The 17,105-nt window shown below is 42.3% G+C and carries 12 protein-coding genes; 4 read left to right on the top strand and 8 right to left on the bottom strand.

The genetic code is table 11. From position 1 onward, the window contains the following. Positions 1-12: 12 nt before the first annotated feature. From HWQ36_RS11555 to HWQ36_RS11540, 4 genes are all read right to left on the bottom strand, one after another. Positions 13-1,230 (bottom strand): M20 family metallopeptidase, encoded by a 1,218-nt coding sequence (locus HWQ36_RS11555; protein WP_292702205.1) that lies wholly within the window; start codon positions 1,228-1,230, stop codon positions 13-15. A 148-nt stretch (positions 1,231-1,378) separates the two neighbouring features. Next, positions 1,379-2,497 (bottom strand): FHA domain-containing protein, encoded by a 1,119-nt coding sequence (locus tag HWQ36_RS11550; protein ID WP_292702203.1) that lies wholly within the window; start codon positions 2,495-2,497, stop codon positions 1,379-1,381. 139 nt (positions 2,498-2,636) lie between these two features. After that, on the bottom strand, positions 2,637-3,326 hold the full coding sequence (bioD, locus tag HWQ36_RS11545; protein WP_292702201.1) for a dethiobiotin synthase: 690 nt from the start codon (positions 3,324-3,326) through the stop codon (positions 2,637-2,639). A 232-nt stretch (positions 3,327-3,558) separates the two neighbouring features. Beyond that, positions 3,559-5,292: a serine/threonine-protein kinase gene (locus HWQ36_RS11540; protein WP_292702198.1), complete on the bottom strand. Its 1,734-nt coding sequence runs from the start codon at positions 5,290-5,292 to the stop codon at positions 3,559-3,561. Positions 5,293-6,058: 766 nt separating this feature from the next. Between HWQ36_RS11540 and HWQ36_RS11535 the strand changes: the two genes are divergently transcribed. Together HWQ36_RS11535 and HWQ36_RS11530 are read left to right on the top strand one after the other, a co-directional pair. Next, entirely contained in the window at positions 6,059-7,075 is a 1,017-nt protein-coding gene (locus tag HWQ36_RS11535; RefSeq protein WP_292702196.1) for a ribose-phosphate pyrophosphokinase, read from the top strand. Between the two features lie 152 nt (positions 7,076-7,227). Continuing rightward, a complete protein-coding gene (locus HWQ36_RS11530; RefSeq protein ID WP_292702194.1) occupies positions 7,228-7,923 on the top strand; it encodes a Uma2 family endonuclease in 696 nt (231 codons plus the stop codon). 302 nt (positions 7,924-8,225) lie between these two features. Here HWQ36_RS11530 and HWQ36_RS11525 read toward each other — a convergent pair whose 3' ends face one another. From HWQ36_RS11525 to rsmI, 4 genes are all read right to left on the bottom strand, one after another. Next, positions 8,226-11,858, bottom strand: coding sequence for a response regulator (locus HWQ36_RS11525; RefSeq protein WP_292702191.1), 3,633 nt, complete (start codon positions 11,856-11,858; stop codon positions 8,226-8,228). Positions 11,859-12,544: 686 nt separating this feature from the next. Next, the gene (locus HWQ36_RS11520) at positions 12,545-13,465 is read right to left on the bottom strand and encodes a hypothetical protein (protein WP_292702189.1); all 921 of its coding nucleotides are present in this window, start codon (positions 13,463-13,465) and stop codon (positions 12,545-12,547) included. Positions 13,466-13,523: 58 nt separating this feature from the next. Continuing rightward, complete coding sequence (locus HWQ36_RS11515) at positions 13,524-13,802, bottom strand: GlsB/YeaQ/YmgE family stress response membrane protein (RefSeq protein ID WP_292702186.1); 279 nt, start codon at positions 13,800-13,802, stop codon at positions 13,524-13,526. 240 nt (positions 13,803-14,042) lie between these two features. Continuing rightward, the gene (rsmI, locus tag HWQ36_RS11510) at positions 14,043-14,903 is read right to left on the bottom strand and encodes a 16S rRNA (cytidine(1402)-2'-O)-methyltransferase (RefSeq protein ID WP_292702183.1); all 861 of its coding nucleotides are present in this window, start codon (positions 14,901-14,903) and stop codon (positions 14,043-14,045) included. A 197-nt stretch (positions 14,904-15,100) separates the two neighbouring features. Here rsmI and HWQ36_RS11505 point away from each other — a divergent pair, with 197 nt between their 5' ends. Further along, a complete protein-coding gene (locus HWQ36_RS11505; protein ID WP_292702320.1) occupies positions 15,101-15,973 on the top strand; it encodes a sugar kinase in 873 nt (290 codons plus the stop codon). Between the two features lie 131 nt (positions 15,974-16,104). After that, the gene (locus tag HWQ36_RS11500; RefSeq protein WP_292702181.1) at positions 16,105-16,965 is read left to right on the top strand and encodes a 3'(2'),5'-bisphosphate nucleotidase CysQ; all 861 of its coding nucleotides are present in this window, start codon (positions 16,105-16,107) and stop codon (positions 16,963-16,965) included. Positions 16,966-17,105 lie beyond the last annotated feature (140 nt).

Raw genomic sequence — 17,105 nt, 5'->3', positions numbered from 1 at the left:
ATTTACACCCACTCAACTAAAAAACTTCTCCACGCATCTAACAAATATTTCCACACCCATTCCCAAGGCGGTTTCGTCAAAATCAAACCGGGGATGATGATGAGGATACGCCAAATCTTTTTCTGGATTCGCAGAACCTAAGAATAAATAGCAACCAGGAACCTCTTGCAAGAAAAATGACATATCTTCAGCAGCCATAGTTTGGCATTCTGGCACAATACCCAACGGTGTTTCTACCACTTGTTCTGCTACAGTCCGCACCAATTCTGCCATTTTAATATCATTAATTACTGGTGGATAAAGTGACCAGTATTCTAAGTCATAATTCGCACCATGACTTTGACAAATTCCAGCAATAATCTGCTCGACGCGCTGGTTGAAAAAGCCTTTCAAACTAGGATTAAAATACCTGACAGTAGCACTCATTCTCGCTGTATCAGCAATCACATTCCGCTTGGTTCCAGCATGAAGTTCGCCCACCGTTACCACAGCTGAATCAATAGGATTAACATTCCGAGCGACAATGGTTTGCAGAGCATTGACAATTTGGGCAGCAACTACTACGGAGTCAACAGTTTGATGGGGTAGTGCGCCGTGTCCACCTTTGCCCAAAATTGTGCAGTTAAAGCACTCCACAGCAGCCATCAACGCCCCAGGACGGACACCTACTGTTCCCAAGGGTAAATTATTCCACAAGTGCAAACCAATAATTGCGTCAACATCAGGATTTTTCAGAACTCCAGCTTCAATCATCGGCTTTGCGCCTCCTGGTGATTCTTCTGCTGGCTGAAAGATAATTTTCACTGTACCGGAGAAGTCTTGGCGATGCTGCTGGAGATAGTAAGCTGTACCTAAAGCGATCGCTGTATGTCCATCATGTCCACAAGCGTGCATCACCCCATCATGCTGCGATTTGTAGGGCACTTCGTTAAGTTCTTGGATTGGCAAAGCATCCATATCCGCCCGAATCGCTAAAACTTTCTCTGCACCTAATTTGTTACCTTTGATGGTGGCAACAATGCCAGTGTGGGCAATGCCAGTCTGATGCTCAATTCCCCACTCTTGCAGCTTTTGTGATACAAACTCAGCAGTCAGTTTTTCTTGAAAACCCAACTCTGGTTGTTGATGCAATCGCCGCCGCCACTCTACTAATTGCGGTTGCAATGAGCGAATTGCTAGTCGGATGCGAGATAGATCAACAGAAGAGGAATTGGGAAAAGTAGAAACCATTATGAATACAACTAGTTTAAGTATAATTAACTTAGATTATTTTTCCAGTTTAACGTGAGTTGGACGAATCTTCAGTAACTACTTAATGCTTCATTCTATTAAATAGATTTTTTTCGTCAAGGTTTTAGCTAAAGAAGCTAATATGCAATTAACTTAACTCTAAACTATCTCCTGTACAAGTAAATGTTTTAGTTGTAACCCCATTTTGAGCAAAGTCTACTCTATAAAAATCTTCCAGTTGAAATTTTTTCGATATCCGTTCCTGAGTTCCTGACAATAGGATAGTAAGATCATCAGCAATATAATCAAAATGACTCTCTATAGCGTACTTTTGGCGGAGATGTTTTCCTTTTAATTTATACTTGCTGTCTGTAGTCTCAGCATGTATATATATCGTTCCACTTCGGATAAAATAACTAGGTTTTATAGTTTCTCCAGCAGAAATTCCTCTCCAGCCCCTAGTTTCCTCTATATCATTTAAAGCGGTGAAGTTTACGGCAATATTAATATCTTTATTGCACTTATTTGTCAGTGTAATTTGCTTGCTTATATTTTGTTTTTCCTTTTCTAAAATTTCAGCTTTATGTTTATAAAATCTTTCTTCAGCCTTTTCTTGTTTTTTAGATAGTAGCTCTTGTGCTAATTTATTTTGTTCAGCCTGCACTTGATACTGTGTTTTTTTTAGTTCAAATTTTATTTTTTCTCCCTCTGTCTGCTGACTAAGAACAACTCCACTAAGAGCAAATACTGAAGTTATAATAACTCCACCAAGAGTAAAGACTGAAGTTATAATTGTTGCTATTCCTGTTGGCTCTTTCCAGAAATTCTTCTTTGTATCTTTCCCAGAATTTTCCTCTTTATCTGGCTTTGGTGAATAATCTAAATTAGTTGCGTCAAGGTTGCTAACTCCAGATATGGAAATATCAGTAACTTTGAGTTTCTGTTTTCCTAAACAGATAACACTGTTATTGTATAAAGAAAATTCTTTGTCGGGATACAGTAGTACTCCGTCTACGAGAGGAAGATTTTGTAATCCTCGTAAATTCCTAATAAAAAAGCGATTTTGTAGTTGATTGAAAAAGATTTCGACGTGAAGAGATGATACAGTATTATCTTGCAAAACTATATCGCACCTCAAATTATCACGACCGATGCGGATAGTGTCAGGATTTTTTGTTGGCTGTTGTTCGGAAAATTGCCAAGTTTGTTGTTTACCCGCTTCATCATATTCAAGAGTAAGTTTCCATTGGGGAATAAGTGTTGTCATTGTTCTAACCCTGTAAATTTTCACAACTAACTACAACTCTCTATCTGCTGATTTCGGATGTAGCTGCGTAAAAAATCAGTAATTAACTTAAAGCCCGCATAATGCTTTTTTATTGCTCTGGGGAGAAAATAATTAAGGTTTAATCGTTCTTAAATATTAGGGTTTCCCAATCTAAATCTGATGCTATTTGAGCAAGTTTATCTAAATCAGTCAGGTTATCTAGATAGGGTAAGCAGCCTAAAACTGGCGTGTTGGTGAGTGATTGAATCAATTGATATGGTGTCCAGTCGGCTATTTCTCCATCTGTTCGAGGTTGTACGCAGTTCAGAACAATGCCTTTAAGATTAATGCGCGATTGTCTAGCTAATGCGACGTTTGCCACTGCTTGAGCGATCGCACCTAATCTCACTGGCACTACCAATACCGTTGGTAAACGCCATTCCCCTGCTAAATCAGCTACCGTTAACTCGTCAGTTACTGGCGAACCTAAACCTCCCAAGGCTTCTATAAGTACAAAATCACGTTGCGATCGCAACTTAGACAAAGCTTGCCACACAAGAGCTAAATCGACTTGGCGATTTTCTCGTGCGGCGGCGATGGGAGGAGCTAAAGGTGCTTCAAAGTACAAGGGTGTAATTTCCTCTGAGGATTGTTCTAGCGTAAATAGCTTTTGATACCATTCGCGATCGCCAATCCCCGATTGAATCGGTTTCATGATTCCCCAACTACGCTGCGGGTAATATTTTTGCCAATAGGCTGCTAACGCTGTAGTTAAAACAGTTTTACCAGCTTCTGTATCAGTTCCAGTAATCAGTAGTGTGTTTAACATTAACCCTCTTTTATTACTCCGAAAAAATAAAATATTCGTAGGTTGGGGAGCCACTGCGTTGTCCGGGTTTCCCGGCTTGAAGCAAGTGGCGTTTGAACTTTAGTGAAACCCAACAAAACCAGGGATTGTTGGTGTTGGGTTTCGTTCCTCAACCCAACCTACACCTAAATTCATCAAAGTCCTTAAAAATAAGAGTGGATGATTTTTATCCGACGAGAGTCATAAAAGAGCGTTAATTTCTTTGGCCAGAAAATGGTTGTGTTCCATCAATCGGCGGCAAGGTTGGCGTTTCACCAGTTGTCGGAGTTGGAATTGGTGTCTCAGTGGGAATTGGGAAGGGTGTTTCTGGGGGAATTGGGAAGGGTGTTTCTGTAGGAATTGGGAGCGGTGTCTCTGTAGGAATTGGAATCGGTGTCTCTGTAGGAATTGGAATCGGTGTCTCTGTGGGAATTGGAATCGGTGTCTCTGTGGGAATTGGTTTGACTGGTTTTTCTAATGAAACATTGAGGTTGTAATTGCTTTCGGCAACTCCTGAAACCAGTGTTAACTCAATAGTATATCTACCAGTAACTAGCAATATGCCTTCATAAGCTGTTATTGGCTGGATATTCTTATCAAGTGGTTGTTCATTAGGACTTAAAACTGTGAGCAATACGCTGCTTCCTGGGTCAATCAACGCAGTTAACTTGTCACCTTTTTGCCCAAAAAAAGTATACCGGATGATTTGATTTGTTTTGATGGTATCTGTAACTGTGGCTGTGTTATTCGCTCCCAGATTGAGCCGCTTAGAAATAGGTTGCTCAGGGGTGGGTGTAGGTGTGGATGTGAATGTAGTACCGCCAGAAATAACTGGTGAAGGGAAATTTTGTGGAAGCGTCTCACTTGGTGATGGTTTTGACTGACCTCGGATGGAACTTACCAGTGCCCAAGAACCAAATCCGGCGATGAAGACTACAGCAGTGGCAATTGCCGCGATCGCTAACGGATTATCCAAGACTGAACTAGTGAGACTTGGTGGAGTCACCGGATCGGGTTGTTTCTTCGGCGAAGCTGGTGGTACTGAGTCAGGACGGCGACCAACAGCCATTGTCTGCAAATTCGATGTATTCAGGGGAGGAAGACTGACTTGCTGTAAAGGTTGTAGTGCTTGAGATACACTAGCAGCATTTTGATAGCGATCGCTCGGTATATGATTCAACATTCGATTCAACACTATAGCAAATCGCGGACTCACTTTTACCCATCGCTGCCAATTCCAAGTTAGTTGGTTTTCATCAAATAGATCCCTTGGTTCTTTACCAGTCAGCAAAACAATCGCGCTTACCGCTAATGTATACAAGTCACTGCTAGGGTAAGCTCCCCCTGTCTGCATTTGTTCACTCGGAGAGTAGCCTAATTTTCCCACAGTGGTTTCTGGCATAGCACTCTCTGGCGATCGTAAACGTGTTGCTAGTTCCTTTACCACCCCAAAGTCAATTAACACAGGTTTAGCGTCACTATCTCGCAAAATAATGTTTTCTGGCGAGATATCTCGGTGAATGATCCCTCGACTGTGAATATGCTCTAAAACAGGCAACAACAACTGTATCAGCTGCAATACTTCAGCCTCTGTAAAGGTTTGACCAACAGCTTGACGTTCAGCCAGCATCGCTCGGTAGGTTTGACCTGCAACATAGTCCTCCACTAAAAATAAGCGTTGGTCTTGCTCAAATCTTTCCCGAAATTTAGGCACTTGTGGATGTTCGATTTGATATAAAATGGCAGCTTCTCGGTGAAAAAGCTCTTTTGCCTTTTCCCAGGCCAAAGCCCCCGTTGCTGTTGAAATCAATTCCTTGATCGCGCACAGTTCGTTAAAGCGCCTCTGATCTTCTGCCAGATAGGTTCTACCAAATCCTCCTTGTCCGAGAATTTGAATTATTCGGTAACGGTTTTGCAAGACAGTGCCAACTGTAATGGGTGGTTGCATGAGCGATTGATTGAGTGTAATAGCAACTGAGGAGGAAGTCACCCACCAAGATTAAGTCCGAGAGGCGACACAGTTATATGCAGCGATATTCTACCTTACCTAATGGGTATACCCCCAGTTAGGAGTATACGCAAAGTCACGTTTCAAGTCTCTTATGCAACTTTGGGAACTGTCCACGAGGAAGGGGGCAGGAGGTGGGGGGCAGGGGGCAGGGGAGGTGGGGGGTAGGAGAACAAAACATTAGCGCAGCTTGGCACTGTCCTGTCGGACTTTCACCGAACTTATAACTATGAGAGTTTGTTTAAATACTCCTATTCTGGAATTTTATTGTGTGAATGAAAACTTAAAATTAAATGAGCCAGTTTACTTATTTATTGCTAGTATCATAGAATATAATAGGATACAACTTAAACACTTAATTGCAAATGCTCCTTGTCTAAGAACAAACTTCAATACCACTTAAAGTTATAAATGCTTTACTGTCAGTAATAAATGATGTATTTAGAAGAAGCAATCTAGTACACCAATGTTTGATATCTTGGGTTATTTGTCTCAAATCAAAAATTTTAATTATACATCTACTAGACATACTTGATATAAGTTAAGCTATCAATGGTTTGCTTACAAAGAAAATTAGACAGTTAGCGAATGATAATTTTATGGAGAAATGCTTAAATTTTGTATGGAAGCTTTAATAAAACTCACAGATGTTTTTTTTAGGCTATTTCTCAGTTAAATCTATTAAATCTCTAATGCTAATATTGCTATGAATTCAAATAGAGGATCTGCTGTTCTTAGTTCTGCAACTTTCAAAGTGCAAGCATCTTCAACAGGACTGACTGATAATCATCGCCTGCGGCTGTTTTCTGGCTCTGCCAATTTACAACTGTCTCAAGAAGTCGCTCGTTATCTAGGGATGGACTTGGGGCCAATGATTCGCAAAAGATTTGCGGATGGAGAACTTTACGTTCAAATCCAAGAATCAATCCGGGGTTGTGATGTCTATTTAATTCAGCCATGTTGTCAACCCGTAAACGATCATTTGATGGAATTATTGATTATGGTTGATGCCTGTCGTCGAGCTTCTGCACGACAGGTGACGGCAGTAATTCCCTACTATGGCTATGCTCGTGCCGATCGCAAAACAGCAGGACGAGAGTCAATCACTGCCAAGCTGGTTGCTAACTTAATCACCGAAGCAGGTGCCAACCGCGTTCTAGCAATGGATTTACACTCGGCGCAAATTCAAGGCTATTTCGATATCCCTTTTGACCATGTTTACGGTTCGCCAGTATTGCTGGATTATCTAGCAAGCAAACAATTACCCGACCTTGTGGTTGTTTCCCCCGATGTTGGCGGTGTAGCACGAGCCAGAGCATTTGCCAAAAAACTGAATGATGCTCCCCTAGCGATTATTGACAAACGTCGCCAAGCACATAATGTTGCAGAAGTGTTAAATGTCATCGGCGATGTTAAAGGCAAAACGGCAGTGTTGGTGGATGACATGATCGACACTGGCGGCACGATCGCAGAAGGGGCGCGATTACTGCGTGAAGAAGGAGCGCGTCAGGTATACGCCTGTGCAACTCATGCGGTATTCTCTCCACCTGCAATGGAGCGGTTATCCAGTGGCTTGTTTGAAGAAGTCATTGTCACCAATACGATCCCCATACCAGAAAACAATCGTTTTCCCCAATTAGTGGTGCTGTCAGTGGCTAATCTCTTAGGAGAAACCATTTGGCGGATTCATGAAGATACTTCAGTCAGTAGTATGTTCCGCTAACTGTCATTCCCGTTACAGGGATAAATTACCCACATTGACCCTTTAATCGGGTACGATGTGGGTTTTTATTTGATTCGGTAAAATGGATGCAGCACTGCCAAATTAGAACACTTTGATTCAGTTTGGACAATTTGGGTAGAGAGGATAAAGGGATGGTTGCAACTCCTAAAAAAGTGGTTTCAGTTTTACCTCTGGAAAATGGCGATCGCTTATCTCGCTGCGAATTTGAGCGTCGCTATCAGGCAATGCCGCATTTAAGAAAAGCTGAACTGGTTGAGGGAGTTGTGTATATCATGGCATCGCCACTGAGAATTAAAAGTCATGGCGAACCACATGGAGACTTGATCGGGTGGTTATGGAACTATAAAACGGCAACCCCTGGCCTTGTTTTGGGAATTGAACCCACAGTGCGTTTAGATCCTGATAATGAACCACAGCCTGACGCGGTACTATTCATTCCAGGCAGACAGGCATTGATTAGTGAAGATGATTATATCCAAGGCGCACCCGAACTGGTGATAGAAGTGGCAGCAAGCAGTGCAGCTATCGATTTACATGATAAAAAACGCACCTATCGACGGAATGGAGTCCAGGAGTATATTGTCTGGCGAACATTAGATAATCAGTTGGATTGGTTTAAACTGCAAGCGGACGAGTATGTTTCGCTACCAACCGATGAGCAGGGAATTATTCGCAGTCAGGTGTTTCCGGGGTTGTGGTTGGCGATATCTGCCTTGCTGTCAGGAGAAATGGCAACAGTGTTATCTGTGTTACAAGTAGGTTTAGCTGCCACTGAACATCAAGAATTTATGCAAAAGTTGAATGAGAATATGGAAAATAGGGAATAGACATAGCGCTTCTGGGTTGAGTAGAATTTATTCCTTCTCTTTCTTCTCTTCCTTCTCTTCGAGACGCTGCGCGTTAAGCGAAGCTATGCCGAAGGCTCTACGCGTCCTTTGCGGTTCGTTATAAAAAATTCACTTTGACAAAGTGACAATATAGCGGTTCTCGAATGGATGCAATACAGTTTGACCTCTCTCCAAACCTCTCTCCTAAGAGGAGAGAGGCTTTGAATCTTACTCCCCTTCCCTTGTAGGGAAGGGGCTGGGGGTTAGGTCTGTATTGCACTCAACTGAGAACCGCTATAATCTCACCTATACAGCCAAACCCGGAGTAGTGAAAGTAGTTGCTCAGTATCTACAGGTTTGGTGATATAGTCAGAAGCTCCAGCTTCAATGCACTTTTCCCGATCGCCTGGCATGGCTTTGGCAGTTAAAGCAATTATTGGTAGTGAGCGAAACTGTTGTTGCTGGCGGATGGCACGGGTGGTTTCGTAACCATCCATTTCCGGCATCATAATATCCATCAAGACTATATTAATGTCAGGATTAGTTTGCAGTCTCTCTATGCCATCTCTGCCATTTTCGGCAAACAGCACTTGCATTTGATAGCTTTCTAAGAAGCTGGTGAGGGCAAAAATATTCCGCAAGTCATCATCTACAATCAAGATTTTCCGATTAGCTAGCACCGGGTCATTTTGATGTAGTTGCTCTAGCATTTGCCGCTTTGGTGGGGGCAAATTTGCTTGCACTCGATGCAAAAACAAGGCAGTTTCGTCTAATAACCGCTCTGGCGATCGCACATTTTTAATGATAATTGTCTCTGCTAATCCCCGCAGTCGGGTTTCTTCTTGGCGGCTGAGTTCTTTGCCGGTATAAACAATAATTGGCAGTTTCAACAGCCTGGGTTCAAGCTTAATTTGCTCAATTAGTGCAAACCCGCTCATATCGGGCAGACCTAGATCCAGTACCATACAGTCAAAGTGCTGCGATCGCAAAATCAACAGCGCTTCTGCTCCCGTACCCACTGCTGTACTATGGACATCACTATTACCAATCAATTCGATAATACTTTGGGCTTGTACGGGATCGTCTTCTACGATCAGGAGATTTCTTACCTGACGCTCAATAAAGCCTTTAATATCAGTCAATACCTGAGTTAGCGCTTCTGGAGAAACAGGTTTTTGGAGATAGGTAATGGCTCCTAGCTGTAATCCCCGTTGCTGTCTTTCATCTACGGAAAGTATATGTACTGGTATATGCCTAGTATCTGGTTTATGCTTTAGACGATCCAGCACCGTCCAACCATCCATTTCTGGCATATAAATATCTAGCATAATCGCATCGGGCTTAAACTGTTGCGCGAGTGCTAGACCTTGTTTGCTCTGTAAGGCAACTATGACTTTAAAGCCCTGCTCACGAGCCATATCTAGTAAGATGCGGGCGAATTTATCATCATCCTCGATAATTAGCAAAGTGCGATCGCCCGGTTGAATTATTTCCCGATCATCTGGAATTTCGTGGGGAAAGGTGGTAAGTACTTTCACGGTTGCAGAAGTATCCACAGTGGGTCTGTTTTCTACCAGAGGCACTTCTTTTATAGTCGATGCTTTGCGGATAGTGATTGGCTGAGGGGGTGTAAAAGTACTTTGACTATTCTTTTCCTGTCGTCTGGGTATGTAAAGAGTGAAGATGCTTCCCTGTCCTGGTTCGCTGATTAGTTCAATTCTCCCTCCCAACAGTTGAGCCAATTCGCGGCTGATGGACAAACCTAAGCCAGTGCCGCCGTACTTGCGGCTAGTTGTACCATCTGCCTGCTGAAATGCCTCGAAAACAATCTTCTGCTTATCGGCTGGAATGCCTATACCCGTATCGCTAACAGCAAAAGCAATCATCGGATTATCAATTTGGGCTGCCTCAGAAGACATACTAATTTCTAACTTCACGCCTCCCTGTTCAGTAAACTTAAAGGCGTTAGCTAGGAGATTTTTCAGCACTTGTTGCAGACGTTTGGAATCGTTATAAATTGTCGCGGGTAACTGATCGTCCAGTTCAATAGTAAAACTGAGTTCTTTATTGTGGGCTACTTGCCGGAAAGTCTGTTCTAGAGATGTCTCCAAATCTACAAAAGCAATTTGATCGATATCGAGCGACATAGTACCCGACTCAATTTTTGCTAAATCTAGAATGTCATTGATCAATTCCAGCAAATCATTGCCAGCCGAGTAAATAGTCCGGCTGTACTCTACCTGTTTATCGGTCAAGTTGTTTAGAGAATTATCTGCTAACAGTCTTGCTAAAATTAACAAGCTATTTAGGGGTGTCCGTAATTCGTGGGACATATTCGCCAGAAATTCCGACTTATATTTGGAAGACAACGCTAGTTGTTCAGCTTTTTCTTCCAAAGACTGCCTCGCCAGTTCAACTTCCTGATTCTTGCGGGCAACTTCTTGATTTTGCACTTCTAACAATTCTGCCTTTTCTTCTAGCTCCTCATTTAATTGTTGTAATTCTTCGTTAGATTGCTTGACAAGGAATTGTGATTCCTCCAACTCGTGCGCCTGTTCTTCTAGACGTTGATTGCTCTGCTGTAGTTCTTCTTGCTGGGTTTGCAGTTCTTCTGTTAAAGTAATAGACTCTTCAAGTAATTGCTGGGTTTGCACTTGTGAGGCGATGTTATTTAAAAATACACCCAGATTTTCACTCAATTGCTCTAAAAATGTCTGATGTAACTGGTTAAAACGCTCAAAAGAGGCAAGTTCAATTACGGCATTTACCTGCGCCTCAAATAGTATAGGTAACACAATAATATTTAGAGGTGGTGCTTCTCCCAAGCCGGAACTGATGCGAATATAGTCACTGGGAACTTCCGTGAGGAGGATTTTTTGTTTTTCTAGGGCGCATTGTCCCACCAATCCCTCGCCCAAGTGAAACTGATTTGCTAAATTTTTCCGTTCTTTATAAGCATAACTACTCAACAATTTCAGCACTGGCTGGTTGTCTGTAGAGTCCATCGCATAAAAAACGCCCTGCGATGCTCCAACCAGTGGTGCTAAATTCGACAAGATCATCCGAGATACGGTTTCTAGATTTCGCTGCCCTTGAAGCATCTGGGTAAATTCAGCTAAGTTAGACTTTAGCCAGTTTTGCTCTTCATTTTTTTGAGTTGTATTTCGCAGATTAACGATCATCTGGTTGAAGGTGCGCGCCAACACGCCAATTTCATCGTAGCGATCGCTATCTGGTAAACTCACCGATAAATCCCCATCCGCCATTCTTTCTGCCAAATCAGAAACTTGCTTTAGAGGCGCTGAGATATGTCTGGTCAAGACAAATCCGATCAAACCTAAGATTAAAGAAAATAAGGGAATACTATAAACAATACTGGCGATCGTTTGCCGCGCGGCTGCTCTGGCTCTCTCAGAGCGCTGTTTCAGCAGTGCATTCTCCTCAGCTTTCATCGCCTGGATAACTTTCTGAATCTTATCCATTAGCTGCTTACCCTGGTCTGTCAGGACAGCTTTTTGGGAAGCTTCTAAACCCTGGCTTTGCCGTAGCTCAATGACATCTTTCATTACAACCATTCTTTCAGTTAGCAATGGCTGCAAAATATCAAGCCGATTTTGTTGATTGAGGTTATCTGCTGTTAACCTTTGAAGTTCTTTGACTCTTTGATTCAGTAATTCAATAGCAGCGTTATAAGGTTCTAAATAACGCTGTTCACCCGTAATAATGTAACCGCGTTGCCCAGTTTCAGCATTTGTCAGTTGCAGATTGAGGTCTTCAAGCTGACTTAGCACTTGGTAAGTATGGGTTTCTTTGCGCGAAGTTTCAATTAGATCGTTGGTGCTTTGGTAGGAGATTAGACCAATGGTGGTCAGAGTTGCCAAACTCAGGACAAAACTTACTCCAATCTTGGTTCCAATCTTCAAACGGTTAAACATTATTGCAGGCAGGTATTTAAACTATTTCTGTTTTTAAGACTAAATCTCATCTAAGTTGAGAACCGTAGTTTTCGCCCTCACCCTAAATCCCTCTCCCATATCTGGGAGAGGGACTTTGAAATTCTAGCTCCCTGAATCCCAGATATGGGGGATAGGTTGGGGGATGAGGGCAAATCCTTTTCATCGGAGAAGAACTACAGGTTTCAAGATAGACGTGGTTTATTTCGATTATTTTCTAACTATTTAGGTAAGTCGGCGCAATTAAAGCTAACTGGCTCAGGCTGTCATTTGTCACTTGTACTGAGCGACTTGTGCCGAGCCTGTCCTGAGCGTAGCCGAAGGGCGAAGTCGAGGTAAGCCGAAGTATTTGTCATTGGTGAGCCAGCACGGTTTTCTCACATTGGAGCTACTGCCTGCCGTAGGATGCCCGAAGGGCTGTAGGAGTTTCCCCTATGAGTGACTGGCGTTGCCCTAAGCGTGCGGGAGGCATCACCCGTAAGGGTCATTAGTAAGGGTTTTAAGCCTATTTACGTTTCGTAATATACTTAGTTTTCGCGCCAACTTATCTAAACTCAATGTAGGATGTTTTGTTGATCTGGGATCTATTTATACTTAGGCGAAGCATTAGTCTATATAAAAAAATATACTTTTACTATAAATTTCAAATTTTCCGTCATTGAATTTAACTAGAAGTTGGTAATACTCTGGCGATCGCTTCTAGCCGGATCAATTTCAGATTGGCTATGGATAGTAAAATCTTGGATCTTATTACTCTCTAAAATCGCTCTTGCACCTGCTATGTAGATATCAGTGCCTTTTATGACTACTAGATAATAGCCAATTGCCACTTGATGCTCATAATATCTGGCTAGATCGTTATGAATTCCTAAAGTGGGGTAGATATCTTGGGAACTGCTGATATTCACGCCAATAATATCACTTATATTATCACTTATATTACTGTTAATTTTAGCAATGATTGATACTTGACTCATGGGAAAACCAGCAGTTCTTAGTTCAGTCATCGCTCTTGCTACATCATGATGCGTATAAAAAACACCAATAGCGTGCTTATAGCGACTATTTGGGGTGGAGTATGGCTCATAAACACCCCAATGTTGAAGATCGCGGCGATTAAAAATCCTCTTAGCTAGACGAATTTCTATGTCTAAGCCGGTTATCATCAACAAATAATAACCTTTACAGACCAGATCGCTGTAACCCTCTGCTTGCTCTTGAGAAATTCCTAACCTTACCAATACATCCGGTAAACTACCTGCTAAAGTAGTAGCGATCGCTATTGCTTGTGCCCCGGCTACCATGACTTGGCCTACACCAGGAACTACCCAGAAGACTAGATCGGCTAATAAGTCATTCAAATCGCCTAAAGCACTATCAGTAAATGGTCTAGCATCTAGTGAGGATATATTGCTAGTGCGCTCTTTAAATTCAACACCAGCAATATCACTTTGTTCTCCTGCATTTCTGGCAATTACAGAAACTTTGTGCATTGGAAAATTAGAAGCTTTTAGTTCCTGAAGTGCCAATTGTGCATCTGAACTTTTGGCGAAAACTACTATAGTTCTTCGCTCTTTTTCTAATGTCATTTTATCGGTTTATTGCAGCTAGAAGTGATTCCCAAAACTATTAGCTAATTGAAGATAATTATACAGCCCGGCGAGTCAGTAAACCCCACAGGAAAATCAGTAGCATAGCACCCAGAACAGCAAATAAAATGCTTCCAAGAGATAATGCTCCTACAGATGCAGCGGCTGCTGAACCACTTCCTAGCAAAATTTGACCCAAATAACCACCAACTACGGCTCCAAGTATTCCTAATATAATGGTGGAGAGAATACCGCCACCTTGGGTTCCTGGATAAAATAACTTAGCTAACGCGCCTGCAATTAAACCCAAAACCAGCCAAGCAATAATGTTAGTCATTGAATTTTTCCTTTGTGAGAATGTTCTTTGTCGTTTCCCTTCGACTATTTCATATTAAAGTTTGTCTACAAAATTACCGATCTATCTAGAGAACTAAAATCAAAAATCTTTAGATATCATTTGAATATTCACCGATTATCAGTTAGGGACAATATCCTGCGGAAAGCCGCTCTGTATCTACATAAATCGCCCCTACAGGGTCTAGTTTTACGTAAGCCCTAGTAATTTTTCATTAGTGGTTCAAGACTCAGGAGTAAGGACTAAAGAAAGAGCTAGTTGATAGAGTTGGCGACGGGGAAGGGAGGTAAATTTTGCTAACTGACGGCTAGCTTGCGATCGTGATATTCCCTGATTAATTAACAGTTTCAATTCGGCTTTCAATTCCTCTTCTGTCAGTTGGGGCTGACTGGCTGGAATTCCCGCCACCACTAATGTATATTCACCTTGGGGTTCTCGTTGGCTGTAATGAGCGATCGCTTCGGCAATTGTCCCCCGCCAAAATTCCTCATACAATTTTGTTAACTCCCGCCCTAGCACAATTTGGCGATCGCTTCCCCAAACGTCTGCTAAGTCTTGTAAAGTATCTCGCAAGCGGTGGGGCGATTCATAGAAAATCAATGTGCGAGATTCTGTTTGCAGAGACTCTAAATGTTCTTGTCTCTGTTGAGTTTTCGCCGGGAGAAAGCCTTCAAAGACAAACCGATCTGTTGGTAATCCAGCAGCACTCAAAGCGGTAATTGCTGCACTAGGGCCAGGAATGGGAACTACTGAAATCCCCGCCTCAATGCAGGCTTTCACCAGTTCATATCCAGGATCGGAAATTCCTGGCATTCCAGCATCACTCACAAGAGCGATCGCTTTATTGTTAACTAAATGCTCTAATAATTCTGGGATGCGGCTGGTACGATTGTGTTCGTGGTAACTCACCTGGGGAGTTTTAACTTGAAAATGCTGTAATAATTTCCCTGTGTGACGGGTGTCTTCCGCAGCGATGATATCCACAGTCTGCAAAATTCGCACCGCCCGAAAGGTTATATCTTCCAGGTTGCCAATGGGTGTACCGACAACGTAAAGTGTTCTTGGTTTTGGATCGGTTTGCATAGTTAGGAGTTATTCAATTTTGGATTTTAGATTTTAGATTTTAGATTTTTATTTAAAATCCAAAATTAGCAGAGTTAGGAGCTATGACCAATAATTTATACATTTATACGAGCATATATATATGAGAAATGGATAATCCAAAATCCAAAACTTGTACTGAGCGACTTGTGCCGAGCGAAGCCGAGGTAAGTCGAAGTATCCAAAATCCAAAATCACATCGTGGGTTATTTGTAGGTTTAGTAACTTTAGATTTGATTTACCTTGCTGAATCTGCCCCCAAAAATAATCAGAAGATTGTTGCTACTGACCATACTGTAGCGGCAGGTGGCCCAGCAACAAATGCGGCTGTGACTTTCAGCCATCTAGACAATCAGGCTACAGTCTTAGGTGTAGTGGGTTCTCACCCAATGACACAGCTAATTCGAGGTGATTTGGCAAATTACAAAGTTGCGATCGCAGACCTTGAGCCTACCACTGATTTAGCACCGCCTGTCTCGTCAATCATTGTCACCCAAGCCACAGGTGAACGAGCCGTGGTTTCCATCAATGCTGTCAAAACTCAAGCTAGCAGCGCATCTATCCCATCAGATATTTTCCAAAATGTCAATATAATACTGATTGATGGACATCAGATGGTGGTTAGTTATTCCATAGCCCAAACAGCTAAAGCCAAAAATATCCCAGTAGTAATGGATGGTGGCAGTTGGAAGCCTGGATTTGAGCAAATTTTGCCCTTTGTAGATTATGCCATCTGTTCAGCTAATTTTTATCCCCCCAACTGTCAGACTAGAGAAGACGTTTTTGCCTATCTGGCCGGATTTGATATTCCTTACATCGCCATTACCCACGGACAAAAACCAATTGAATACTTGAGTTGCACTAAAACTGGTATCGTAGATGTGCCGCAAATACACGCGGTTGATACGTTAGGGGCTGGAGATATTTTCCACGGTGCTTTTTGTGATTATATTTTAAGGGAAAGTTTTACTGATGCGCTGGCGCTGGCAGCTAATATTGCTGCTGATTCCTGTAAATTTTTTGGCACTCGGCGCTGGATGGAATTAAAGTAATTCGTAATTCGTAATTCGTAATTCGTAATTCGTAATTTAAGATTTGGAATTACGAATTAGTAATTAGTTAAACTAAGTATCTCTGTGCGTCACTAATGACGTTATACATATTTTTAGTTCAGGCTAAATTAATGAAAGGTTTACAAGAAATATTAGCGATCGCTCGTGAGATAGGTTGGGGTGCAGCAGATATACTGCGATCGTATTACCACGGCACCGCACAAGACCCTAACTTAGAGGTACAATATAAACAAAATGAGCCTGTTACCGTTGCTGATGTAGCTGTGAGTCAATACATTTTGCAGAAGCTACAAGCAGCTTTGGGTAATGAAGATTTTGCTTACATCAGCGAAGAAACTTATCAATCGGCAACTACAGGCGCACACCCTTCCGCCCCTTGGGTATGGATAATTGACCCTTTGGATGGCACACGAGACTTTATTGAAAAAACTGGGGACTATGCAGTTCACATTGCTTTAGTCAAGGAAACACGTCCGGTTTTAGCAGTGGTGGCAGTGCCAGAGGCAGAAAAGTTATATTACGCTACCAAAGGTGGGGGGACATTTGTAGAAACTCGTGATAGCTCTATTTCTTTACAAGTGTCGTCAGGTAAACCAGTTGAGGATTTAACCTTAGTGGTTAGCCGCTCTCACCGCAACCAGCGCTTAGATTACTTGCTACAAAATTTACCTTGTCAAAATCAGAAAGCTGTGGGTAGTGTAGGCTGCAAAATCGCAACTATTGTCGAGCAACAAGCAGATATCTATATTTCCCTTTCTGGTAAGTCTGCGCCCAAAGATTGGGATATGGCAGCACCAGAACTGATTTTAACAGAAGCTGGTGGGAAGTTTACCCACTTTGACGGCGCTCCGTTGCAGTATAACACTGGTGATATCAATCAATGGGGAGGTTTGCTGGCTAGTAATGGTGAATATCACGAAGCACTATGCAAGCAAGCAGAAAAGATTTTAGCGCAGTTTGACCGTAGCTAATGGGGCATTTGAGGGTAAATATTTGGCGTTGCTGAATTAAAGGATGATTCTTGTGGGCATCCTGCCATTGGATTGGATTTTCCACGGGAGCATCCCAATGCAAGCTTAAATCTTTTCCCTCACCCCCAGCCCCTCTCCCA

It is taken from the genome of Nostoc sp. NMS2, assembly GCF_017115105.1.
GTDB lineage: Bacteria > Cyanobacteriota > Cyanobacteriia > Cyanobacteriales > Nostocaceae > Nostoc.
Note: the sequence above shows the minus strand (reverse complement) of the source record. Positions and strands in the feature narration are given on the sequence as shown.